This window comes from Photobacterium halotolerans DSM 18316 (genome assembly GCF_000425165.1).
In the GTDB taxonomy this organism is placed as follows: Bacteria; Pseudomonadota; Gammaproteobacteria; order Enterobacterales; family Vibrionaceae; genus Photobacterium; species Photobacterium halotolerans.
In genome coordinates this window covers 71,118-94,644 of sequence record NZ_AULG01000016.1, presented here as the reverse complement: position 1 = coordinate 94,644, position 23,527 = coordinate 71,118, and the positions used below count along the sequence as shown (strand labels likewise).

Annotated in this window: 22 protein-coding genes; 11 read left to right on the top strand and 11 right to left on the bottom strand. The window is 52.3% G+C overall.

All coding sequences use genetic code 11. From position 1 onward, the window contains the following. Nucleotides 1-31: 31 nt before the first annotated feature. On the bottom strand, nt 32-1,492 hold the full coding sequence (gene betB, locus H511_RS0104440; RefSeq protein ID WP_027251222.1) for a betaine-aldehyde dehydrogenase: 1,461 nt from the start codon (nt 1,490-1,492) through the stop codon (nt 32-34). A gap of 85 nt (nt 1,493-1,577) precedes the next feature. Next, nucleotides 1,578-2,168 carry a transcriptional regulator BetI gene (betI, locus tag H511_RS0104435; RefSeq protein WP_027251221.1) on the bottom strand — a complete coding sequence of 197 codons (591 nt, stop codon included), beginning with the start codon at nt 2,166-2,168 and terminating at the stop codon, nt 1,578-1,580. A gap of 491 nt (nt 2,169-2,659) precedes the next feature. On the opposite strand from betI, the gene H511_RS22545 reads away from it, so the two are divergent. Further along, nucleotides 2,660-4,000 (top strand): cytochrome c peroxidase, encoded by a 1,341-nt coding sequence (locus H511_RS22545; protein ID WP_081669185.1) that lies wholly within the window; start codon nt 2,660-2,662, stop codon nt 3,998-4,000. Between the two features lie 72 nt (nt 4,001-4,072). Here the strand turns inward: H511_RS22545 and H511_RS0104425 are convergent, their stop codons facing one another. Further along, nucleotides 4,073-5,941, bottom strand: coding sequence for an ABC transporter ATP-binding protein (locus H511_RS0104425; protein WP_027251220.1), 1,869 nt, complete (start codon nt 5,939-5,941; stop codon nt 4,073-4,075). Nucleotides 5,942-6,204: 263 nt separating this feature from the next. On the opposite strand from H511_RS0104425, the gene H511_RS0104420 reads away from it, so the two are divergent. Both H511_RS0104420 and H511_RS0104415 read left to right on the top strand, forming a co-directional pair. Continuing rightward, nucleotides 6,205-6,771 carry an ABC transporter ATP-binding protein gene (locus H511_RS0104420; protein ID WP_338091514.1) on the top strand — a complete coding sequence of 189 codons (567 nt, stop codon included), beginning with the start codon at nt 6,205-6,207 and terminating at the stop codon, nt 6,769-6,771. After that, nucleotides 6,764-7,345, top strand: coding sequence for an ABC transporter permease (locus H511_RS0104415; protein ID WP_027251218.1), 582 nt, complete (start codon nt 6,764-6,766; stop codon nt 7,343-7,345). The genes H511_RS0104420 and H511_RS0104415 overlap by 8 nt, the downstream gene beginning before the upstream one ends. Here H511_RS0104415 and H511_RS0104410 read toward each other — a convergent pair. After that, on the bottom strand, nt 7,334-8,242 hold the full coding sequence (locus H511_RS0104410) for a LysR substrate-binding domain-containing protein (RefSeq protein WP_027251217.1): 909 nt from the start codon (nt 8,240-8,242) through the stop codon (nt 7,334-7,336). The genes H511_RS0104415 and H511_RS0104410 overlap by 12 nt on opposite strands. 208 nt (nt 8,243-8,450) lie before the next feature. On the opposite strand from H511_RS0104410, the gene H511_RS0104405 reads away from it, so the two are divergent. The 3 genes from H511_RS0104405 to H511_RS0104395 all read left to right on the top strand — a co-directional run bounded on the left by H511_RS0104405 (nt 8,451) and on the right by H511_RS0104395 (nt 13,114). Beyond that, a complete protein-coding gene (locus H511_RS0104405) occupies nt 8,451-9,716 on the top strand; it encodes a D-amino acid dehydrogenase (RefSeq protein WP_027251216.1) in 1,266 nt (421 codons plus the stop codon). Between the two features lie 353 nt (nt 9,717-10,069). Further along, on the top strand, nt 10,070-10,786 hold the full coding sequence (locus H511_RS0104400; protein WP_027251215.1) for a DUF2799 domain-containing protein: 717 nt from the start codon (nt 10,070-10,072) through the stop codon (nt 10,784-10,786). A 540-nt stretch (nt 10,787-11,326) separates the two neighbouring features. Then, complete coding sequence (locus H511_RS0104395) at nt 11,327-13,114, top strand: M28 family metallopeptidase (protein WP_027251214.1); 1,788 nt, start codon at nt 11,327-11,329, stop codon at nt 13,112-13,114. Between the two features lie 79 nt (nt 13,115-13,193). Here the strand turns inward: H511_RS0104395 and H511_RS0104390 are convergent, their stop codons facing one another. Continuing rightward, nucleotides 13,194-13,613: a DUF7282 domain-containing protein gene (locus H511_RS0104390; RefSeq protein ID WP_036758778.1), complete on the bottom strand. Its 420-nt coding sequence runs from the start codon at nt 13,611-13,613 to the stop codon at nt 13,194-13,196. Between the two features lie 311 nt (nt 13,614-13,924). Next, on the bottom strand, nt 13,925-14,116 hold the full coding sequence (locus H511_RS0104385) for a hypothetical protein (protein WP_027251212.1): 192 nt from the start codon (nt 14,114-14,116) through the stop codon (nt 13,925-13,927). A 235-nt stretch (nt 14,117-14,351) separates the two neighbouring features. Here H511_RS0104385 and H511_RS0104380 point away from each other — a divergent pair, with 235 nt between their 5' ends. Then, nucleotides 14,352-14,909 carry a hypothetical protein gene (locus H511_RS0104380; protein ID WP_027251211.1) on the top strand — a complete coding sequence of 186 codons (558 nt, stop codon included), beginning with the start codon at nt 14,352-14,354 and terminating at the stop codon, nt 14,907-14,909. Nucleotides 14,910-14,948: 39 nt separating this feature from the next. On the opposite strand, the gene H511_RS0104375 is transcribed toward H511_RS0104380, so the two are convergent. From H511_RS0104375 to H511_RS0104355, 5 genes are read right to left on the bottom strand one after another with little or no spacing between them, the layout of a single operon-like run. Next, nucleotides 14,949-15,293 (bottom strand): cytochrome C oxidase subunit IV family protein, encoded by a 345-nt coding sequence (locus H511_RS0104375; protein WP_027251210.1) that lies wholly within the window; start codon nt 15,291-15,293, stop codon nt 14,949-14,951. 27 nt (nt 15,294-15,320) lie between these two features. Then, nucleotides 15,321-16,043 (bottom strand): heme-copper oxidase subunit III family protein, encoded by a 723-nt coding sequence (locus H511_RS0104370; protein ID WP_036758748.1) that lies wholly within the window; start codon nt 16,041-16,043, stop codon nt 15,321-15,323. Nucleotides 16,044-16,076: 33 nt separating this feature from the next. Then, entirely contained in the window at nt 16,077-16,691 is a 615-nt protein-coding gene (locus H511_RS22540; RefSeq protein WP_051287841.1) for a cytochrome c oxidase subunit 3, read from the bottom strand. Continuing rightward, nucleotides 16,688-18,448 (bottom strand): cytochrome c oxidase subunit I, encoded by a 1,761-nt coding sequence (gene ctaD / locus H511_RS22535; protein WP_051287839.1) that lies wholly within the window; start codon nt 18,446-18,448, stop codon nt 16,688-16,690. The genes H511_RS22540 and ctaD overlap by 4 nt, the downstream gene beginning before the upstream one ends. 20 nt (nt 18,449-18,468) lie before the next feature. Further along, nucleotides 18,469-19,587: a cytochrome c oxidase subunit II gene (locus H511_RS0104355; RefSeq protein ID WP_027251208.1), complete on the bottom strand. Its 1,119-nt coding sequence runs from the start codon at nt 19,585-19,587 to the stop codon at nt 18,469-18,471. A gap of 337 nt (nt 19,588-19,924) precedes the next feature. Between H511_RS0104355 and H511_RS0104350 the strand changes: the two genes are divergently transcribed. The 4 genes from H511_RS0104350 to H511_RS0104335 all read left to right on the top strand — a co-directional run bounded on the left by H511_RS0104350 (nt 19,925) and on the right by H511_RS0104335 (nt 23,525). Beyond that, a complete protein-coding gene (locus H511_RS0104350) occupies nt 19,925-20,842 on the top strand; it encodes a DUF808 domain-containing protein (protein ID WP_027251207.1) in 918 nt (305 codons plus the stop codon). A gap of 55 nt (nt 20,843-20,897) precedes the next feature. After that, nucleotides 20,898-21,590, top strand: coding sequence for a hypothetical protein (locus H511_RS0104345; protein ID WP_155804804.1), 693 nt, complete (start codon nt 20,898-20,900; stop codon nt 21,588-21,590). Nucleotides 21,591-21,891: 301 nt separating this feature from the next. After that, entirely contained in the window at nt 21,892-22,674 is a 783-nt protein-coding gene (locus H511_RS0104340; protein ID WP_051287837.1) for a siderophore ferric iron reductase, read from the top strand. A 65-nt stretch (nt 22,675-22,739) separates the two neighbouring features. Next, a complete protein-coding gene (locus H511_RS0104335; RefSeq protein ID WP_027251204.1) occupies nt 22,740-23,525 on the top strand; it encodes an ABC transporter ATP-binding protein in 786 nt (261 codons plus the stop codon). The last annotated feature ends 2 nt before the right edge of the window (nt 23,526-23,527 follow it).

The window sequence follows — 23,527 nt, the reverse complement described above, 5'->3', positions numbered from 1 at the left end:
TGGCCTGGCGTGTTTTTTTTTACATACGTGGTTACTGGTAAGGGCATTCAAGATCACCCAGTTCAATCAGCACACTCTTGGTCTGAGTGTAATGATTCAGGGTATCCGGGCCGTTTTCGCGCCCGACACCAGAGTGCTTGTAACCACCGACCGGCATTTCTGCCGGAGAACCGCCCCAGGTGTTGATCCAGCAGATACCGGCTTCGATACGGGCGATCAGACGATGAGCGCGTGACAGGTTCTGAGTAAAAATACCGGCCGCCAGACCGTAATCTGTATCGTTGGCACGACGAATCACCTCGTCTTCATCGCTGAAACGCAGCACTGACATCACAGGGCCAAAAATCTCTTCTTTGACCTGCGGCATGTCATCGGTGCAGTCGGCGAAGATGGTTGGCGCAACGAAGTTGCCTTTGTCCAGACCGTTTTCGGTCACGCGATGACCACCGGCCAGCAGACGGGCGCCGGACTGTTTGCCGGCTTCAATAAAGCCCAGCACTTTTTCCAGATGGTCAGCAGAAATCAGGGCACCAATCTGGGTATTGATATCGCTCGGGTCGCCGACTTTCAGTCTGGCGGTGCGCGCTGCCAGACGAGTCAGGAACTCGTCGTAAACGGCATCGTGAACAAATACCCGGGTGCCGTGCGTGCACACTTCGCCCTGAGTGTAGAAGTTCGCCATCATGGCGGCTGACACGGCGTTATCCAGCTGGGCATCGTCAAACACGATCAGCGGTGACTTACCACCCAGCTCCATCGTGACGTCTTTCAGGGTACCGGCAGCATCGGCCATCACTTTCTTGCCTGTACCGCATTCACCGGTGAAGGACACTTTGGCGATTTCCGGGTGGCGTGACAGCATCTGGCCGACACGATAATCACCCTGAACTACGTTGAACACACCGTCAGGGACACCGGCTTCGGTATAGATTTCTGCCAGCTTGAGTGCGGTCAGCGGGGTTTCTTCTGACGGTTTGAAAATCATGGCATTACCTGCCGCCAGCGCAGGGGCCGATTTCCACATCGCGATTTGGATCGGGTAGTTCCAGGCACCGATACCGGCACAGATACCCAGTGGCTCGCGTCGGGTATAGAAAAACTGGCCGTGACCGAGATCCTGCTGCTGACCGGACAGACTGGCTGCCAGACCGGCGTAGTATTCGATCACATCGGCACCTGTCGCAATATCAACTTCCAGCGCTTCCTGCAGCGGTTTGCCTGTGTCCTGCACTTCCAGTGCTGCCAGTTCATCGTTATGTTCACGCAGCAGAGCGACGGCTTTCATCAGAATACGGCCCCGTTCGGCGCCGCTCATGGCAGACCACTCGGCAAAACCGGCTTTGGCAGATTCAATCGCGCGTGCCATATCGGCTTCAGAAGCCTGGCCGATCTCAGCGATCACTTCACCGGTAGCCGGATTACGGGTTGCAAAATGTTCGCCGGAAGTGGCTTGAATGGCCTGGCCGTGAATGTACAGGGATGTCATGGTCATACTGCTTCTCTGCTCCTGTGTCGTGGCTGATGGGGTAGCATCAGTCCCGAAGAATAATGAATGTCTGCTTGTTGGCACACTGTGATTAAAGATAGGGTGCCAGTTGCTTTTCGAGGTAATCGGTAATAATGGACTGCGCCTGAGTCGGGCAGATACCGCCCGGTGTCAGTGCCCCTCGTAACCAGATGCCGTCGATCAGTGCTGCTGTGCCCTGGGCAACAAACAAGGCCTTGTCGGCAGGCAGCACCTGCTTTAACTCATGGCGAAGGTGGGATAACAGGCGTTTTTCGTTAACCCGCTGCAGGCGGTGAAGTTGCGGGTCATGCATGGCCTGCGCCCAGAAGGACAGCCAGGTTTTGACGACTTTGTTGTCGACCTGATAGCTGTCGAAATTACCGGCGACAATGGCTTTGATCCGGCCCGGGACATCTTTCTTATCAAGGCTCGCCAGGTGTTCCATCACGGTATGCGATAGCTGGCGCAGTACCGAACGCATGGTTTCTTCCAGCAGACCGTGCTTACCGCCAAAGTAGTGGTTGATGATACCCGGTGACACACCGGCTTTTCTGCTGATCAGTGCCACACTGGCTCCTGCCAGACCCACTTCATCTATGGCAGCCATGGTGGCTTCCACCAGCTGTGGTTTGCGGATTTCCGGCATTCCTACTTTGGGCATGATCAGTCACCAATTTTTTTAATTGAACGATTAATTAAAAATAAAATGACACATTGAATGATCTAAGTCAAAAAATGTTTAGTGTTGTAATGTTTAGTTGTGTGATTATTTTGGGGTATTTTTGGTTTTATACTGTTGTTTTTAAAGTTTTTAATTGTGTTGCAGCTAATGCTTTAAAAAATTTTCAGGCCAATTTGGTTTGCTGTCGAATCTTTGGTGTTAATCCTGTGCTTGATAGCCGTTAAGAATCCGGACTTTCGGACTGCTACTGGCACCTTGTTGAACATAAATGGTTCAGCCTGTCTTGTGGCTGTTCAATTTACACTTGGTCATCACCATCCAGGGGCTTCTGAGAAATCAGCTGGAATTGTGTCTTACTATTCAGAAACCTTTCCTTTCGCTCAACTGCTACTGTTTTCATTAGGCGGGACCTACACCGCCAGACCCTCGACGAATAACAACAAATGCAGTGGTTAGGCAGAGGTGTAACCATGAAGTACTCACATGTCTTTTTGCTGGCTGTGGCAATAACAGCACTTGCGGGATGTAATGATGACGATGAACCGGTAATCGACCAGCCTTCAACAGTAATACCTGGTGACCCAGGCGGTGATGGTTCGCCTGTAAACAATCCTGGTGATGGTGGCGGTGACGGCTCAGGCGATGGCCAGCCTCCCGGCGATGGTGAGCCTGATCCTGAACCCAGGGTGGATATCGATGGACTGCCGTTACCGGACACCGAAGCCAGTCCGGATTTTGAAACCTATGTGGCAGGCCAGCCTGGTTACTACACCAGTTTGTCCAGCACTGAATTTAACAACATTCGCTTTACCAGCGTGGCGACGCAAGACAATACACCCAATGATAACGAGTTGAGCAACCCGGTGGCGAAACTGGGCAGGATTTTGTTTTACGATGTCCGCTTATCGGCCAATAACACTGTCTCCTGTGCCTCCTGCCATCAGCAGGAGCATGGTTTTACCGATCCGGTGCAACTGAGCACAGGGTTTGAAGGAGGACACACCGGCCGTCATTCTATGGGGCTGACCAATTCCCGCTATTACGATCCCGGCCGTTTCTTCTGGGATGAACGGGCCGCAACGCTTGAGGAGCAGGCGCTGATGCCGATTCAGGATCCGGTTGAGATGGGCATGAACTTGTTTGATCTCGAAACCAAGCTGGGACAGACCAGTTTTTATGGCCAGTTGTTTACCGAGGCTTTCGGTGATGAAGCCATCACCAGCCAGCGGATAGCCTTTGCAATGTCCCAGTTTATGCGGGCCATGGTGAGTTATGAGTCCAGGTTCGATCAGGCAGTTCAGGCCGAGCTGAACAATGATCCGACGCCTGTGTTAACCGAGCAGGAACTCAGAGGGCTGGATTTGTTTGATTCTCTGAACTGCATTGATTGCCACACCACTACCGCCTTTGTGCTGGACCGAAACCACAACAATGGCTCGGTCAGCAATAATGACCCGGATCAGGGAGTGGGTGATGTTGTGGGTCGGCCGGAGCTGGCCGGATTCTTCAAGACAGGATCGCTGCGCAATATTGCCGTTGGCGCTCCCTATTTTCACGATGGGCACTTGCCTGATTTGATGTCAGTGATTGAGTTCTACAACAGCGGTATCAACAACCACGCTAATCTCAGCCCCGACCTGAGAGACCGCACCGGACGGGCAGTCAGAATGGGATTAAGCCAGGCTGATAAGGAAGCGCTGGTGGCCTTCCTCGAAACCCTGACCGATGACAGCTTCCTGAGCAATCCTATATTCAGTGATCCTTTCCCGCCGGTGGAAGCAGGGACGGGTGCAGAGAGTGACGCCCCCTGATACGTATCGGTTGAGGATGTATAAAAAAACCAGCCCTGGGGCTGGTTTTGTCTGTTTGAGATCAGGAGCTGGTTACTTTGCCATTTCCGCTTCGGGCTGGCTTTCTTCCAGATCACAGGCGATAAAGCCGCCGGTCTGGTGTGCCCACAGATGGGCATAAATGCCGTTTTTGCTCAGCAGTTCCTGATGGCTGCCTTGCTCAACAATCTGGCCCTGGTCGATGACAATCAGGCGATCCATGGCTGCAATGGTTGATAAACGGTGCGCAATGGCGATAACCGTTTTGCCTTGCATTAACTGGTACAGGCTTTCCTGAATCGCCGCTTCGACTTCTGAGTCCAGGGCTGAGGTCGCTTCGTCCATCACCAGAATCGGCGCATCTTTCAGCAGCACGCGAGAAATGGCAATACGCTGGCGCTGGCCGCCGGACAGTTTCACACCGCGCTCGCCGACCTGTGCATCGTAGCCGACATTGCCGTGCGGATCGGTCAGTGTTTCGACGAATTCATGGGCGTGCGCCTGACGGGTAGCCGCCAGCAGCTCTTCTTCTGTTGCATCGGGTCTGCCGTAAAGAATGTTTTCACGGATAGAGCGATGCAGCAGAGAAGTATCCTGGGTGATCATCCCGATATTGCCGCGCAATGAATCCTGCGTGACATCTGCGATGTTCTGGCCGTCAATGCGGATGGCACCGGATTCCAGGTCGTGGAAACGCATCAGCAGGTTGACCAGTGTTGATTTGCCTGCACCAGAGCGGCCGACCACACCCACTTTTTCACCGGGTTTGATATGCAGATTCAGCTGTTCGATAACGCCTTTGTCTTTCTCGCCATAATGGAAGCTGATGTTATCAAATTCAATGCCGCCCTCAGTTACATCAAGTGGCTGCGCATCGGCCTTGTCTTCAATCGATACCGGTTTAGACAGGGTTTTCATGCCATCAACGACTGTACCAATGTTTTCAAACAGTGCACCGATTTCCCACATGATCCATTTAGACATGCCCTGCACCCGCAGCGCAATACTGATAGCCACGGCAATCACACCCACAGTAACGGCATTGTTCATCCACAGCCCAATGGAGACAGAGGCAATTACGAACAGCAGCAGGTAGTTAATGGCATCGACACTCAAAATGAATTTGGTTGCCAGGCGCATCTGGCGGTATACCGTATCCAGAAAACCCTGCATGCTTTCTTCGGCATATTCGGTTTCACGGTTGGTGTGCGAGAACAGTTTCACCGTGGTGATATTGGTATAGCTGTCGACAATACGGCCGGTCATCATCGAACGGGCGTCGGCCTGTTCGGTGGCGATTTTCTTCATTTTCGGTACGAAGTAGAACTGAATGCCGACATAGGCCATCAGCCATACCAGAATAGGCAACATCAGAATGAAATCTGCGCTGCCCATCATCACAATCATAGCGGTGAAGTAAACGCTGATGTAAACCAGCACGTCCACCATTTTCATCACGGTTTCCCTGACGGCCAGCGACGTCTGCATTACTTTGGTCGCAAGGCGTCCGGCAAAATCATCCTGATAAAACGAGACGCTCTGGCGCAGCAGATAACGGTGTGCCAGCCAGCGGATCGACATCGGATAATTCCCCAGCAGGGTCTGGTGCATGATCATTGAGTGAGTGAAAGCGAGGAAGGGGATCACCACCACAATCAGCAGACCCATCATCCAGAGTTTTCCGCTTTCTTCAGCCAGAAAAGTGTCAGGTGAGTGTTGAGCCAGCAGGTCAACCAGCTGACCCATGAAGCCTAATAAAGTAACTTCAACAATGGCAATACAGGCGCTGAGAACAGACATTGCCAATAATGGCCAACCGAAACCACGTGTATAGTAGCGGCAAAATGCCAGCAGGCTGCCTGGGGGCTGCTGAGGCGTTTCGTCCGGGAAAGGCGCCGTCAGTTTCTCAAAGAATTTAAACATAAATTATTGATTCCAATTGTGCATGTGACGCAATAGGCGATAGCCTTAAAGGATGGCCGTAAGTATTACGGCTGAACACTGTTTACGTTTTGAGTGCTCTTTAATGTGTCAGAAATAACGGCAATATTTTATCAGAATCTGACCATAATGATGCATCAATTTTAGATGTCCGGAGTGAATAGGCGAACAGAATGTCTGACAGTCAGCTTCAGTTAAAGATAAACACGCTGAGGTCCGGATTTGAACAATCCCAGGACCAAGCGTTGACGGTAAGTTTGCCGGCTGGCAAACACCTTGCTCTTTCCGGTCGCTCGGGCAGCGGAAAGTCGAGTCTGTTACAAGTACTGGCTGGTTTACAACCTGCCAGTTCAGGTTCTTTTCTGTGGCAGGGGCAGGAAATCAGTCCCGGTAATTTGCGCTGGTGGCGGCAGCAATTCTGCTATTTACCGCAAACACCAGTAATGGGGGGCGAAACGGTGGGGGATGTCTTACGGCTGCCATGGACACTGAAGGCGGTGAAAGGCGATATCCCCGACGATAAACGCTGTGTGGATCTGCTGTTGTCACTGGAAATTAGCCATGGGCTGGAACAAGCGGTCAGTGCGTTGTCCGGGGGCGAAAAGCAACGGGTTGCTATTGCCCGGGCACTGTTGATGGACAGGCCGATCTGGCTGCTGGACGAGCCAACCTCGGCGCTGGACAGTACTAGCCGTGATAAGGTGATGGCTCAGCTGGCGTTACAGCCGCTGACGTGTGTGTCTGTGTCCCATGACCCCGACTGGCTGGCATCGGCTGAGTATCAGATTGAACTGGGAGCCAGTGATGAATAATGCTGTTGTGATTTCAAACCTGTCGCTGGCCGGTTTTTATCTGTTGCTGCTGGTGCCATTGGCGCTGTTTTATCGCTGGCAATTGGGGCTGAGCAAGTCGACCGTCACAGCCGTGCTTCGCATGACCTTACAGCTTGCTGTGGTGGGTTTGATTCATGCCGAGCCCTGGTGGCAGGCGCAATATCTGATCCCGGTCGCCGGAATGATTCTGGGCAATGCCCTGACCGCCAACGTACTGGCGCTGGAGCGCTGGTATAGCAGTCTGAAAGAGAAAAATAACGAGTACCAGTTTTATCTGGCCATGGGCGCGCCGCACCCGATCCAGCCGTTTCAGCGAGAGGCGGTCAAAGCGGCGTTAATGCCGCAGTTAGCCAGTATGAGCACACTGGGAATCGTGGCTTTGCCGGGTATGATGACAGGTCAGATCCTCGGCGGCACCGAGCCTGTGCTGGCGGTGAAGTATCAGCTGGCGATTATGATCGCTATTCTTGTCGCCGTCTCTGTGAGTGTCGCGGCCACCTTAGGCATGATGAGCCGGTTTGCCTTCAACCGGTATGGTCAGTTAGTGCTCTAGGGACATAGAATCTATCTGTGCTCTCAGCCATTGCACAAAACAGTCGATGGCCGCCGAATGGCGATGGCTGATCAGGTAATAACCTGCATTGGCCTGCAGAGGAGCAAACGGTGACACCAGCCGGCCTTTGTTGACGTCATCACCTATCAATGCCTGCCGCGCCATGGCGACCCCCAGTCCGGCTTCGGCTGCCGCCATAGCCATGTCTGTCCGGTTAAAAAAGTGGCCGCGCCGGCTGTCGGCCTGTATGTGCATACTGCTAAACCAGAAGCGCCACTCGGTATCCCGCTCCGCATTGCGCCACGGCATCGCATCATGCAGTAAGGTCACCTGATGCCAGGCCTGCGGGTGCAACCAGTCGAACTTTGCCTGATAGTCGGGGCTCATGACCGGCAGCAGGGATTCCGCCATCAACAGGCTGGTTTTGCCGTCATCCTTAATTTCGTCATCACGGCGGTAATCAATCACTAAATCGCAATCTGTGTCCCGGCTGTCGACCAGGGCGCCATCGGCGTATGTCTGGATATTGATGTCAGGGTAGTGCTGATAGAAATCATGCAATCTGGGCACCAGCCATTTGAAGGCAAATGAAGGGGTAAGCCGGAGGCGAATTTCCCCCTCGGGTTGGGGATCAGTCTGAAGCTCTCGAATAACCCCGGCAATGTCAGTCAGGCTCCGGCTGACAACCTGATGCAGCCTCTGGCCCTGCTCGGTCAGGGTGATGCCTCTGGCATGACGTTGAAACACCGGGAAGCCAAGCTGCTGCTCCAGTTGGCGTATCTGCTGGCTGACCGCACCTGTCGTGATATGTAACTGACTGGCTGCACCGGTAAAGCTGGTGGTTCTGGCGGCGACATCAAACGTGGCCAGCGCCGCCAGCAGGTTGCCTTTTATCACAGGCATCATCTCTTTCTCTCTTCGGGTCGCGCTGACATTGTTAGTCGGCTAGGCTTTGACTATGAGCTTATAGAAAAACTATACGCTGATGTTAATAATTATCGATTGTTAAGGCGATGTAAATCGCGCAATCTGCGCTTTTATTGAGGTATGGAGAGCGTATTGGCGTTTTCTTACCGCCACCCAGCCACAGCGAAGAGAGAAACGTATGGAAGTCATTGTATTAGGAAGCGGTGTTGTCGGACTGACGTCAGCCTGGTATCTGGCGCAGAACGGGCATCAGGTGACGGTGATTGACCGCCAGTCCCGCAGTGCAGAAGAAACCAGTTTTGCTAATGCCGGACAGATTTCCTACGGCTACTCTTCACCTTGGGCAGCGCCGGGTATTCCGGCGAAAGCCATTAAATGGCTGGTACAAAAACATGCGCCGCTGAAAATCAAACCGTCGTTATCGCCGGATTTGTACAGCTGGATGGGTAAGATGCTGGCCAATTGCAACTATGTCAGCTATCAGCGCAATAAAGCCCGTATGTTACGTGTTGCAAATTACAGCCGGGAAAGTTTGATTGCATTGCGCCAGCAACACGATCTGCACTATGAAGGCCGTCAAAAAGGCACATTGCAGTTGTTGCGTACCCAAGCCCAGCTCGATGCGGTCGGCAAAGATATTCAGGTGCTGGAAGAAAGCGGGATACGCTTTGAACTGCTGGATGCTGCAGGGTGTATCGCCGCAGAACCTGCACTGGCGAAAGTGCGTGAAAAAGTCGCGGGCGGCCTGAGATTGCCGGATGATGAGACCGGCGACTGTTATAAATTCTGCCAGCAACTGACCGCTCTGGCTGAGCAGGCCGGTGTCACTTTCGTGTTTGATACCCAAATTAAAGGACTGCGCCATGAAGCGGGGCGCATTGTGGCTGTCGATACTGATAAAGGCGAGTTCAAAGCCGATGCTTATGTGGTGGCGCTGGGCAGTTACTCAACAGCCATGCTGGGCACCTTAGGTATGCAACTGCCGGTTTACCCGGTCAAAGGGTATTCACTGACCATGCCGCTTAAAGACAGCGACGGCGCCCCTGTATCGACCGTGATTGATGAAACCTATAAAGTCGCCATGACTCGGTTCGATAACCGTATCCGCGTGGCCGGTACGGCCGAGCTGGCGGGCTTTAATCTGCACCTGACCGAGCAGCGCAAAGAAACCATCGCGATGGTGGTTAATGATCTGTTCCCTGAAGGCGGCGATCTGAACCAGGCCGAGTATTGGACTGGCCTGCGTCCGATGACACCGGATGGCACCCCGGTTATAGGCAAGACGCCTTTTGATAATCTATACACTAATACCGGGCACGGCACGCTGGGGTGGACCATGGCCTGTGGTTCTGGTCGCCTGCTGGCTGATATTGTCAGTGGTAAAGACACGGATATCGACACAGACGGCTTATCGATTCACCGTTATCTGCACACTGCAGGTTAAGGTTTTCACCCGGTCAGGCTGTCAGTGCCTGATCGGGGTATTTCCTTTTCACTTTCTTCTCTAAGCTTCGTTTCTGCGCACTCCCATACTTTCTCCCTTCCCGTTTGACACCGGGCGATGCAGCGTCAGTAGCCAATTCATCCCAGTCATCATTGGACTGAGCCTATGCTAAAGCTTTGATATGACATCAGTTGTATTGTATCTTTACGGACTTTATCACCATGAGACGTTGGGTGCCCTGGCGTCATCTGGTTATCTGAATTAACAAATAAAGGCAGTGCGCCGCACTATCTCTGGGAAAGAGCGTGCCAGGGAAGAGAGTGGTCTAGTGTGAATCAGGGATATCTGAATAAATGCATAAACGATATGTGATGCCAGCTGTGGCAATGATGTTGGCCTTGTCGGGCTGTTCTTCCATCAGTGAAGAAGAATGCCGGCTGGGGGACTGGCATCAGATAGGTTTGGCCGATGGTCAGAAAGGGAAAAAGAATTATTCGGCCATTTACAGTGAAGAATGTGCTGAATACGGCGTATCGGTGGATCTGAAATCTTACCAGCAAGGCCGCAGCGAAGGATTAACCTCGTACTGTACTTACGAAAATGGCACCCTGGTTGGCCAGTCCAATACCAGTTATGACAATGTCTGTCCGGCCGATTTAGCCAGGGATTTTCTGTCAGGCTATACCCCTTACCATAATCTGGCGCAGGCGCAATCCAGGCTAAGCGCGGCAGAAAGCAGTGTGAATAGCTATAAAGCGAGGCTGGAAGAGGACACGCTGTCCGGTGATGACAGAAAAACATTTAAAGCGGAGCTGAAATCGGCCAAGTCGCGGATGGAACGGGCGGAGTTTGACGTTAACCGTTTTGAATATGAGCTTGCCGTTCATAAGATTGACAGAGAAATGGGTCAGATTCATAGCCAGCTGAGCTCGGATAACCTGCCTCAAGCACAAAAGACCGCGCTGAATCAACGCCTTGCCAGTCTGAACAATCAGCGCAAATACTACGAGACCCTATCAACCACTGAAAATACGATTCAGAATATCAAAAATATTGCTGATTTATTTTAATGTGACTGAGCAGCTTTTCGCTGTGCTTTCTGTGGATGGCCGTTAACTGCTTTTGTCCGTTTTCCTGCTTTGCCCTCATGCGTTTTATGGGTTCCCGCTATTTGCGGGAATGGCATTATCTGATGACTTTTATGAGATCGCCTGAGGGTAAAGTGAATCGTGCGATCGTCTCAGCAAGAGACATCTGACTGACATTTAATCGGTTACCATAGCGTTGTGAGTGTCAGAGAGCAGTATGTAACTTTCCCGACAGCCTGAAACTGCCTTAGTGTTTATTGTCATTAAATGTATCTTTAATGAATTTAATGCCTGATTTTTGTCGAAAACACAGTTTAAATTAATAGTTTTGTCATTAGATTAAGGATCTTGTTGAGATCAGGGCTGTGATCTTGAGTTAAAACTTTAGTTGTTGTTGCATAGCATGTATGCGCATAACTTGAAGTCTGCCTGGGTTTAACAAAATAACTCCAATTTAACATTCTTGTAACCTTGTGTTTCGTCAACAATGTGTTGGCTAACAACACACAAGGAGTCACACACATGCAAGTATGCATAACAACAAAAAAGACGCTTCTCGCCACTCTCATCAGCTCAACCATGTTGACCGGTTGTTACTGGGATGACCCGAAAGAAGCCGCGGCTTACGTCAGTAGCGAAATTGAACATCAAGATGTGGTAGAGCATTTGGTGGCGTTGGAAGCGCGTGCCACGCCGACATCGGATGGCAGCTCTGTGACTCGTGCTGCCGGCTCAGACGGATACCAGTATTCCGTTGATTACATTATCGAAGTGATGAAAGAACACGGCTATAAAGTATCTACTCAGGAGTTTGATTTCCGCGCCTGGGAAGAGCTGGCCGGAACCAAGCTCAATGTTGACGGCGTTGATCTGATCAGCACTCGTGAGGCTGGTGAAGGTGTTGAAGCAGACTATGCCGTGATGTCCTATTCAGGTGATTCTAATGGCGAGCTGGCGGGTGACATCGTATTTGTCACGCCGGATTTCAACTTCGACAGCCCGGATTACGATGATACCGATGGCTGTGACGCCACCGATTTTGACGGTAAAGCGATCACCGGGAAAGTGGCGGTGATCCAGCGTGGTGGCTGTGACTTCACGACGAAAGTGGTGAACGCGCAAAATGCGGGTGCCAAAGCGGTGATCGTCTTCAACCAAGGCAATGATGAAGGTCGTAAGGCTGTGGTTAACGGTACGCTGGGCAGTGATACGGCGGCGACAGTACCTGCGTTTGGCGCCCGCTATGATATTGCCAGACAGTGGTTTGATTTAAGCCAGACTCAAGCTGTACCCGTGGCATTGGCTGTCGATGTGAAAGACGAAATGGTCGTAACCCAGAACGTGATTGCGGAAACCAGACGCGGTAATCCGAATCAGGTGGTGATGCTGGGGGCGCATCTGGATTCAGTGCCGGAAGGGCCTGGTATCAATGACAACGGTTCAGGCACAGCCGGTTTGCTGGAATATGCGATTACGCTGGCTGACACCAGAGCGCCGGTGAAAAACAAAGTCCGCTTCGCGTGGTGGGCGGCAGAGGAAGCCGGCTTAGTCGGTTCTGAGTATTACACCAACGAGCTGTTTGCCCCTATCTATGATCAGGCTCAGAGCGAGATTCTGGCAGAGCTGGGACTGGACGATCCCAGCCAGCTGACAGAAGAACAGATTGAGCTGGTCGAAGCGCGCTACACTAAGCTGAACAAAGTGAAGTTGTATCTGAACTTTGACATGATCGGTTCGCCGAACTATATCTTCGGTGTCATGGACGGCGACCTGTCGGACACCAAAGACAGCCCGGACAATGCCTATACCGGTGATTTCAAGCCGCCATACGGCACGTCCGACATTGAAGCGACATTCAATGAATTCTTTACGGCAAAATCCGAGTTCACTGTGCCTCAGGCACTGTCGAAACGTTCAGATTACGCCGGTTTTGCCGATTGGGGTGTGGCGTTCGGCGGTCTGTTCACCGGTGCTGAAAAAGTGAAAACTGCGCAGGAAGTGGATCACTTTGGTGGTGAAATTGATGTGGCTTACGACAGATGTTATCACCAGGCCTGTGATGATCTGAACAACGTCAGCCAGAAAGCTTTGTTCGTCAATACTCAGGCTCTGGCCTATGTCACGACTTACTATGCGTTCAGCAAACCACTGTTCCCTGAAGCGGAAGAGCCTGCCGCGAAAACCATGACACGTATGCCAAGCGACCTGAAACCGACGCAAAAACTGCGTATCGGTGAGAAGCTGAAAGCCGCAGAAAGCCATTCGGACCACGGTCATTTCCACGGTGACTTTGATCAGGATCGTCAGTAATGACCAGCGATTAACCCTAAATGTAAACAGCCACGCATCTGCGTGGCTGTTCTTTTATATACCGTGATACACAGCTGTATTACTCGGCCGTAATAATAGCCATCACCAGCTTGCCGTCTTCGCGGATCGGACCGTCTTCTTTCGCGCCCAGGGTATATTCAAACACGCCGGTTTTCATCCCGCCATCTTCACCGTGGAGCATCAGCATCAGCATTTCGCCGCTGTTGACAGGTTCCATGAGAATGGCGGCTACATCCTGGTTCATCCCTTTCTTGACCGGCGCGTAACCCACCACAGGTCCGGGCTTCATGTCTTTGTCAGTGCGGTGGACAACCAGCCAGCCATTCGCATCGGATTCAATCATTGCCGCCGTTACTGTGCCTTCAGAGACATCCTGATTAGCACCTTTTACACTGTTCGCGGCATGTGCTGCGGCCGTTGCCCCTAAAAAAGTGATTGCCAGACTCAACATCAGTGACTTTTTAACTATTGTTTTCATTTCTTCATCCTGTTTTGTCATGTGATTGATTTGAAAAGCAGCCAGCCATTTTTCTGTTAACAATCCCAGTATGGTTCAGAGTTTGGCAGGGTTCACAAAAAGGCTTCTGAATCCATCGGCCAGAAGTGTAACAACTTGTTTCTTACAGCGTATGACTTTAAGCGGAAGTCGTTACTGTTAACGCCATTATTCGGCGACTTGACAGAAATGGCGGGCTATCGTTCAGAATATATTTATTCAGGAAATGGGGCAGAAGGTGTGAACTGGTGCCATGACTCTCGTCGATACGGGTGAGAAGAAAAACCGCTGAATTAACAGCGGCCTTTTTTGGCTTGTCCTGGCGGGCAGAAGCTGCCTTTGCTACCGTGATGGTGATCATCGTAGTCGCCATTAGTGCTAGCTTTGATATTCACACCGTCTACTTCGCCCTCTACATGAGTCAGTTGACAGCCGGTAAGAGACAAGCTGATGGCCAGCAAGCCGAACAGAGTTAATGATTTCATTGTTTACGCCATAAAACGGAGAAAAGCGGGCACTTTAAATGATTTTCGCAAGGCCTGTGTTAGCCTGATGTCAATGATTGCTGAGCCTGTCAAAATCCGCTTCTGGCAGGATAATCTGACAATATTGCGAAAAATTAGTTTTCACTCTGGTAAAAAGTTCTGCAAAGGCCTTGTAAACTGATAGTAACCTTTGAAATTGCGACCTTCTTCGTTGGCGACCTGTCAGGAGGCAAACATGAAACGGGTCTTTTATATCAGTGATGACCTGGATGAGCTTGAGCTGGTGGAACATGAGCTTGAACTGAGTGGTTTTACTTCTCCGCAAATCCATGTTCTCAGTAACAAAGATGCTGATGTGTCGAGCCACAAGCATTTGCATCCGGTGCAGTCTGTGATGCGCAATGACGTTGTACACTCAACCGAAATTGGTGCCGTGATCGGGGCGATTGCCGCAGCCGGTATCTTAATTGCGGCCTATGCCTCCGGGGTGACGGATGCGGTTGGCTGGGCACCTTTCATTTTACTGGCCATTGCAATTCTGGGATTTATTACCTGGGAAGGGGGGTTGCTTGGCTTCCAGGAACTGCATTATCAGTTCCGCCGGTTTAAAAACGTTCTGAAATCCGGTAAGCATGTATTGATGGTGGATGTTGAACCGGAGCAGGAACTGCAACTGGCCAGTATCACGCTGGCGCATGACAAACTCAAACCTGCCGGAACCGGGAAATCCCCTCCGCACTGGGTGGTTGCCATGCAGCAGAAATGGCAGCGTATGATGAAAACCCTGCCTTAACGACATTCTTCCGGCGCTGACAAGGCTTCTGCCGGGTTGTTATCCACCCGGCAGACTGAAAAACCATTCTCTGAGAGCAAAGATGTAGCTTGCTTCGCTCGCCATCAGGCCCACCAGGACGAGCAGGACTAACGGCGGCAGGAAAATGGTATACACCAGAGCGAGCCTTTCCCAGCGCATGTGCATGAACACTGCGGCAATCAGCCCGGCCTTCAGTGCCATAAACAGCAGAATAAGGCTCCATCGCAACATGCCCTGTAAATGGAAATAGTCGACCAGGTATGAAAGCGTACTGAGTACAAACAGCAGCCCCCATACTTTAAGATACAGGCTGATTGGATGCTGCTGCTTCACTGAATCATGAGTGAGTTCAGAATGTGCCATCATAGCCTCCTTGACGGTTGGCCTGAGCTACCACAGATAGAAAAAGGCGAAAATAAAAACCCACACCAAGTCTACGAAGTGCCAGTACAGTCCGGTGATTTCAACAATCTCGTATCGTCCGCCCTGTATGCCGGCGGCATGGGGGTCCACACCTTGTTTGTCATATTTCCCCAGGGCGACCCGAATGGCGACGATTGTCAGATACAGCACGCCGACACTGACATGCAAACCGTGAAAACCGGTGATCATGAAAAAGGCCGCGCCAAACTGTGACGCGCCATCGTCATTCCCCCACGGGCGAACGCCTTCAGCAATGAGCTTGCTCCATTCGAACGCCTGCATACCGACAAAGGTCAGCCCCAGTAACGCGGTGATCAGCATCAGTAAGGCGGTGGACCAGCGCTTTCCCTGATAGCCGCAGTTGACGGCCATTGCCATGGTCCCGCTGCTGGTGATCAGCACGAAAGTCATAATGGCTATCAGGATCAGCGGGATGGAGTGACCGCCAATCGTTAAGGCAAAGACCTCGCTGGTCGGTGGCCAGATATCCGTTGTGGTCATACGGACCGACATATAGCCCACCAGAAAACAGCCGAACACAAAGGTGTCGCTGAGCAGAAAAATCCACATCATGGTTTTGTTGGCCGAGACGCGAAATGCCGCACGGTCGCCGGCATAGTCGTTGACGACCCCTGTCCAGCCCGTCTGGCTGCCCAGGGTTGGCGTCCGGGGGGGTTGGGTTTCACTCATAATCAAGACCTCTCGTTCTGCTGGCTGTGCGGATCAGGTCAATCGCAGTAAGCCCAGCAGAAACAGCCAGATGAATAACAGGAAATGCCAGTACCGTGCGCAGAGCTGCAGCCATAAATGCAGATTGTCTCTTTGCCCCCGCCAGACCTGATACACCACCACACCCAGTGCCAGTACCCCACCGATAATATGCAGTGCATGCAGGCCGGTCAGGAGATAAAAAAAGCTGTTAGCCGGGTTCGCCAGCACGCCCTGATTGATCTGAACCAGCGCCAGCCAGGCCCATAACTGCGCCAGAATAAAGCCGAGCGTGAAACAGACCGCCATGATCAGCTCTGTCTGGCAGGCGGCAAGGGCCGGCAGCAAACGGGCTTTGCGGCCGGCAAGGTGCATGGCCACACAGCCCAGTACCAGCAGTGATGTGCTCAGCATCAGTTGCCACGGCTCGTTGAGCGCTTGCCAGTCACTCAGCGTGTGGCGGATGTAATAAGCCACGGTAAACAAGAAAAACAAGGCGCCGATAACGGCCATGAGTACCCACAAACCGGTCGAGGCGATCGCATAGGTGCTGGCCGGCTGGTAGTGCGCGTTCGGTGCCGGACTCAGGTTGCCCGACGCCAGTGTCGAGAGTGCAGGCTTACGACTCATGTCTTGGACTCCTCAGGCTCGCTGCCGGGCGCATCCGTCGCGATATCGTCGGGCGGCAGGTTCTGCGGCAGGTAATCTTCTTTGGCACCGGGTACGCTGAAATCATAGGCCCAGCGATACACCACAGGGAGCTCATCGCCCCAGTTACCATGTTTAGGAGGCGTATCAGGGGTTTGCCATTCCAGTGAGGTGGCACGCCAGGGATTGCCGCCCACAGCCTGTTCATGACGCCAGCTCCAGTACATGTTGTAAATAAACAGCAGTTGCGCCGCCCCGACAATCAGGGCGGCGATGGTGATGAAGGCATTGAGCTGCTGCGCCGATTCGGGAATAAAACTGTAATCTTCCCAGGCGAAATAGCGCCTTGGCATCCCCATCACACCGAGATAGTGCATAGGGAAATAAATGGCGTAGGTCCCCAGGAACGTAAACCAGAAATGGATATGGCCCATGGTGTTGTTCAGCATTCGGCCGGTGACTTTGGGATACCAGTGATAGAGCCCGCCGAAAATGGCCAGGATCGGTGACACGCCCATCACCATGTGGAAATGGGCCACGACAAAATAGGTGTCCGACAAGGGTATATCGACCACCACATTGCCTAAAAACAAACCGGTTAAGCCGCCGATCACAAAGGTGCTGATGAAGGCCAGAGCGAACAGCATAGGCAGCGTGAGATGAATATCGCCTTTCCAGAGCGTGAACAGCCAGTTATAGACCTTAATCGCGGTCGGAACGGCGATCACCAGGGTGGTGATGGCAAAGAAAAAACCGAAGTACGGATTCATGCCGCTGATATACATGTGGTGCGCCCAGACGACAAAGCTCAGCACACCGATGGCCAGAATTGCCCATACCATCATCTTGTAGCCGAAGATGTTTTTGCGGGCATGAATGCTGATCAAGTCCGATACTATGCCAAAGGCAGGCAAGGCGACTATGTAGACTTCAGGGTGACCAAAGAACCAGAACAGGTGCTGGAACAGGATAGGGCTGCCGCCACCATGCTCGGTAAGCTGTCCCATGGAGATCACCGCAGGCATGAAAAAACTGGTGCCGAGCAGTTTATCGAACAGCATCATCACCGCACTGACAAACAGGGCAGGGAAGGCCAGCAAGGCCATGGCTGAGGCGGTAAAAATGCCCCAGACGGTCAGTGGCATGCGCAGCAGTGTCATCCCCCGGGTCCGTGCCTGCAGCACAGTGGTGACATAATTCAGCCCGCCCATGGTGGCGGCGACGATAAACACCGCCAGCGATATCAGCATCAGCACTATGCCCCAGTCGGTGCCGGGTGTGCCGGGTAAAATGGCCTGCGGCGGATAGAGGGTCCAGCCAGCGCCGGTCGGACCGCCGGTGACAAAGAAGCTGGCCAGCAATATCAGTGATGCCAGCAGATAAAACCAGAAACTGAGCATGTTCAGGAAAGGGAACACCATGTCTCTGGCGCCCACCATGAGCGGAATCAGGTAGTTACCAAATCCGCCCAGAAACAGTGCCGTCAGCAGGTAGACCACCATGATCATGCCGTGCATGGTCAGCGCCTGATAATAGCTATTGGCATCAATGAAATCGAAGGTGCCGGGAAAGCCCAGTTGCAGGCGCATAATCCAGGACATGACTAAGGCAATCAGGCCCATAAAAATGGCGGTCAGAGAATATTGAATAGCAATGACCTTATGATCCTGGCTCCAGATATACTTGCTCCAGAACGATTGTGAATACCCGGAGCTGTGTTGGTGAGTCTGTGCTGTCATATCTCCTCCCGTCGCGAGCACTACTGCGCCAGAGACTGGATATAAGCGATCAGGGCATCAATTTCCTGATCATTCAAAGTATACGCAGGCATGACCGCAGGGTAGCCTTTTACCAGTTCGGCTTTGGCATCCAAAATGGCCCGTTTCAGATAAACTTCGTCGGCCTGAAGCTGTGTATCATCCGACATGGTTCTTGCATTGCCGTACAGCCCTTGCCAGGTCGGGCCGATGCCGGGTTTGCCGTCGTGACTGTGACAGGCAATACAACCATTGACTTGCGATAACGTCTCGCCCATCGCAATCAGATCGGCTTGCGAAAGTGCCTCGCCACTGGCAGTTGTGTCCGCGGGGCGCTGGGTTTGGGCAAACGTCGGCTGCGCGGCCAGCCAGCGGCCGAACTCTGCTTCGTCCTCAACCACAACACGTCCGCGCATATTGAAATGCCCGACACCACAGAGTTCGGCGCAAAGGATGTCAAACTGCCCCCGCTCAGTGGGCCTGACCCAGAAATGGGTGACAGTGCCGGGAACCAGATCCATTTTTGCCCGGAACTGGGGCACGTTGAAATCATGGAGGACGTCTTTGGATCGCAGCAGCACTTTATAGGGGGCGTAAAGGGGCAAGTGCAGCTCGGGTAACAGAATAATCCGATCATCTGCCCCGGCAGGATCATCCGGGTCAATGCCTAACGGGTTGGTATTGGACACAAACCGGGTGTCACTTTTACCCAGCTGAGCGTCATCACCGGGAAAACGGAATCGCCAGCGCCACTGTTCACCAACGACTTCGACAATCCGTGCCTCATCAGGCACGCTGACAAATTGCCCGTACACCACCAAACCCGGCGCCAGTAACGCTATGATGCCGACAGAAGTCATGCCGATCAGCCAGCCTTCCAGTTTTTTGCTGTCTGGCTGAAACTGGGACTGGCGACCGGGCTTATGCCTGAAGCGAATAACCAGCCAGGCAAGCACCAGGTTCAGAACGATAAAAAACGCCCCGGTAATGATGAGAGTCAGGTGCAGTGCATTATCTATCTCTCCCCAGTTAGACGCAGCCGGCGTTAGCCACCAGGGGCTGTAGATATGAAAGGCAATGGAAGCAACGACAATAATGATCAGGGCAATGGCGATTGCCATATCTCACCTTCTACCGAAATTGGTCGCATCCATGAGAGGAACAAAAATCGGTAACCCGAACCCTGAAAGTCAAACCGTGTTGTTGCCCGCGCAGTGAAGGCTTTATACACAGCTGCTGGTCAGAAAAAGACAAAGTGGCTGTGCTTGATAGTCATATTGATTAAAAGCTTAGTGGACATCACCATGCTGTGCGAGTGATCTGAGGGCTTTCTCTGCAGACGATTCGTAAATGAGAAAGCTGGGTTTCACTGAAAAATGTTTTACTATGAAAGAGGTTACTCAGGCACAATCGCCTGATAGTCAATAAGATAAGCTTTCCCAAAACTGAGGAGGGGATGTGGCTGGTGCAAGTTTGTTAACTTTGCTGGATGATATTGCAACTGTGCTTGATGATGTTGCTGTAATGAGTAAGGTCGCGGCCCGGAAAACCGCCGGGGTGCTGGGGGACGATCTGGCCCTGAATGCCCAGCAGGTGGCCGGGGTGAGAGCAGAACGCGAAATTCCGGTGGTGTGGTCGGTGGCAAAAGGTTCGTTTAAAAATAAGCTGATCCTGGTGCCGGCGGCTTTGTTGATCAGCGCTGTCGCCCCCTGGCTCATCGTGCCACTGCTGCTGATCGGCGGTTTGTTTTTGTGTTTTGAAGGGGCAGAAAAAGTCATTCACAAACTCACCCATGATGATGCAGAAGAAGAGCTGAAAGATCATGATCAACTGCCAGAGGGCATGGATCTTGATGAATACGAGCAGAACAAGATCAAAGGCGCAATCAGAACCGATTTTATCTTGTCTGCCGAAATTATCGTGATTGCACTAGGCACCGTCCAGGGTATGTCACTGACGACACAATTACTGGTGGTCAGCCTGATTGCTCTGACCATGACAGTGGGCGTTTATGGCCTGGTGGCCGGGATAGTCAAACTCGATGACGGCGGCTTTTATCTGGTGAAACAGCATCAGGAAAAAAGCCTGTTGCACCGTTTTGGTCAGCTGTTGATCGCCGCAGCGCCTAAATTGATGAAGTTACTGGCCGTTGTCGGCACCATCGCCATGTTCTTGGTCGGCGGTGGTATCGTGGTTCACAGCATTCCTGATTCGCATCACTGGCTGGTGTTTTTAACTGAGCGGCTGCATGCTCTGCCCGGCGCGTCATGGCTGGTGCCCATGATGACCAACCTGGTCGTTGGTATCGTTGCGGGCTTGCTGGTACTGGCTGTCGTTTCGGCCTGGCAGCGTTTGCGCGGGAATCAGGCAGCATAAATCACTGACATAAGGTATGCTGATGTCAGCTTGAGATGTAAGTATAAGAATGAAGATGACGAAAAAGCCAAGACGCAGACCTTTTGTGATGCTGAACCGCCTGCCCCTGCTGGCGGTTCTGTTTTTCCCCTGTTTCACAGCAGCCAGCAGCGAACCGGGAATCGCGGCGGCTCAGGGAGCAGTATCATCCCGGAACACCGCCTCTGTGCTGGCGGAGGCATTTGAGCAGTCAGCCCAGCTGTGGCGGCGAGATGCTATCGCTTATGCCCGGTTGCCCAGCCGTGATGACATCGGCCAGATGCTCATTACCTACGGGTTAGATGCAGCAGGCAAGCCGGTTCCGGTCTCACAGCAAGAGATTGTTCAGGACAGTGTTGTTGTCCGTGACATGCAACCTTTGGTCGGGGCGGTTTACCGCGAGTATCTGATGACCCAAACCGCCTGGTTTGAGGAATACGGCATGCTGCCAGATACGCTGTCATTCCACAGCTATCAGTCGTTGCGTCAGGTACAGGTGCTGACTGTGGATGCACAGTTACTGTCAGCGCTTGGCAGCCCGGACGGTAAAACTGTCGAGTTAAAGACCAGCGATTTCCCGGCATTCTTTGATGAAAACCAAGATGCAGAGACTGAGCTTCCCACCGTCACCCTGATGTTAGGCGACAGGGTGACAGACGCTGGCGAGGTAATAGCGATAGACACACTGCAACAGCGCTACAGCTTTCAGGGCGATCTCCCGGAAGTCTGACAGAAACCAGCCTCAGGGCTGGTTTTTTTATCATTATCTCCTGCCGATACCGCAGCACTGTCAATGTGGTATTTTTTGACTGATCATTTTGATAATAATTGTTATTATTCTTCCCATTACTTTCCATGGTGCCGCAACAACGCTGGTGTGATCACACCGAGACGGTAGAAAGGAATTTGCCCCAAAAAGATAATTCAACTTGAATGATAATAGTTATTATTTATTCTAGTGTTATTGGCTTAATAAGAATTTGCGTTTGCTCAAAGTGCAGCAAACGGGTCCATGATAGTTTGGTGAATGGATGACAACAGCGTTGAATACAAAACAGAGCTCTGAACCTAACCGCTTCCCCGGCACCGTTGTGCGTGCCGTCCAGCCGGAAAACCTGATTCGGCTGTTCAATGATGCGGAGCGTTTGATACCCATAATGAAAGGTGTTTCCGCGCCTGACACCTTGTTTTGTATTACCCGTGATGGCAATAACGATCAGTTACTGGCCAGCCTGTATCAGTACTGGCAGCAGAACTATCCGGAAGCGGGGCAGCCTTACTGGACGACACGCAGCTGGTCGATGCTGACCTGGCAGCCGCTCTATCTGGCTTTTGTCTGTGTGTACAGTGTGCAGGCCGTACCACCACTGAGTCGTATTGTTCAGCAATACAATAACGAAGGGTGGGTGGCCGGCTACAGTTTCAGCCAGAACAGCCGATGGTGCGAAGGCAATACCCGGCAGCTGATTCAGTGCGCGGGTCGTGAACTGGTCGATCTGTATGATGATCTGCGTGAGCAGATGGAACACCATACCCGAATTCGTCCTGGCTTTACCCGCCAGTTACTGGCGGACTCTGTGTTAGCGGTTTTGCTGCGCTACCACAATGCATTACCAGAGAAGATGCCGGCGGACGAGGTACCCCAGCATGCCGCATGGTGGCTGGAAAGTCTTGGTCTGCCTGCCAAACATATCGAGACATTGTACCGCGCCGAAACCGACGGCCAGTGGCAGCAACTGCGGGTGAGCTGCTGTATGCATTACCGGCGTGATGATGGCAGCTATTGTGCAAACTGCCCGAAGAATAAACTGTAAGCCTGGTTGTGCCGCACAACGATTTGCCGGTTACAAACAAGCAGTGTAAGTAATAAGACAAAATTATGTTTGAACTCAACAACATCCGTGTACACCGTGGCGGGCGCGATATTTTGCGTATCGATCAGCTCACTATCGGCAGCGGAGCCTTTACCATGGTGCTGGGCCACAATGGTTCAGGTAAATCGACACTGGTGAACTTGCTTGCCGGGCAGATGGCGCCCGATGAAGGCGATATTCTGCTCAACCAACGGCCACTGACATCTTTGTCTGCCAAAGCGCTGGCACGCGAAGTGGCTTTTCTGCCGCAAAAGCTGCCGGACGTTGCCGGGTTGACGGTCAGAGAACTGGTGAAATTAGGCCGGTTTCCCTGGCGCGGGACATTCGGTCGCTGGCAAAAAGACGATGTCGCCATCATAGAAGCTGCCATGAATAAAACCGGCACGTTGCGCTTTGCCGACAATCTGGCCGACCAGCTCTCAGGCGGTGAACGCCAGCGTGCCTGGGTGTCTATGCTGCTGGCCCAGCAGTCGCCTGTCCTGATCCTGGATGAGCCGACCTCGGCACTGGATATTCATCATCAGTACCAGTTGATGTCTTTGCTGGCCGATCTGAACCGCGACACAGGCTGCGGGGTGATTGTCATCTTGCATGATCTGAATCTGGCATTGCGTTTTGCCACGCACGTGGTGGCCCTGAAGCAAGGCCGCATTGCTTTCACCGGCCCGAAAGACGTATTACTGGATGAACCAAGACTGTCTGCACTGTATGAGACGGACATTAAACTCATTGACCACCCTGCCAATTCAGAGCACCTGACTGGCCGGAAAGTCGCTGTAGTGTGTGAATAGCA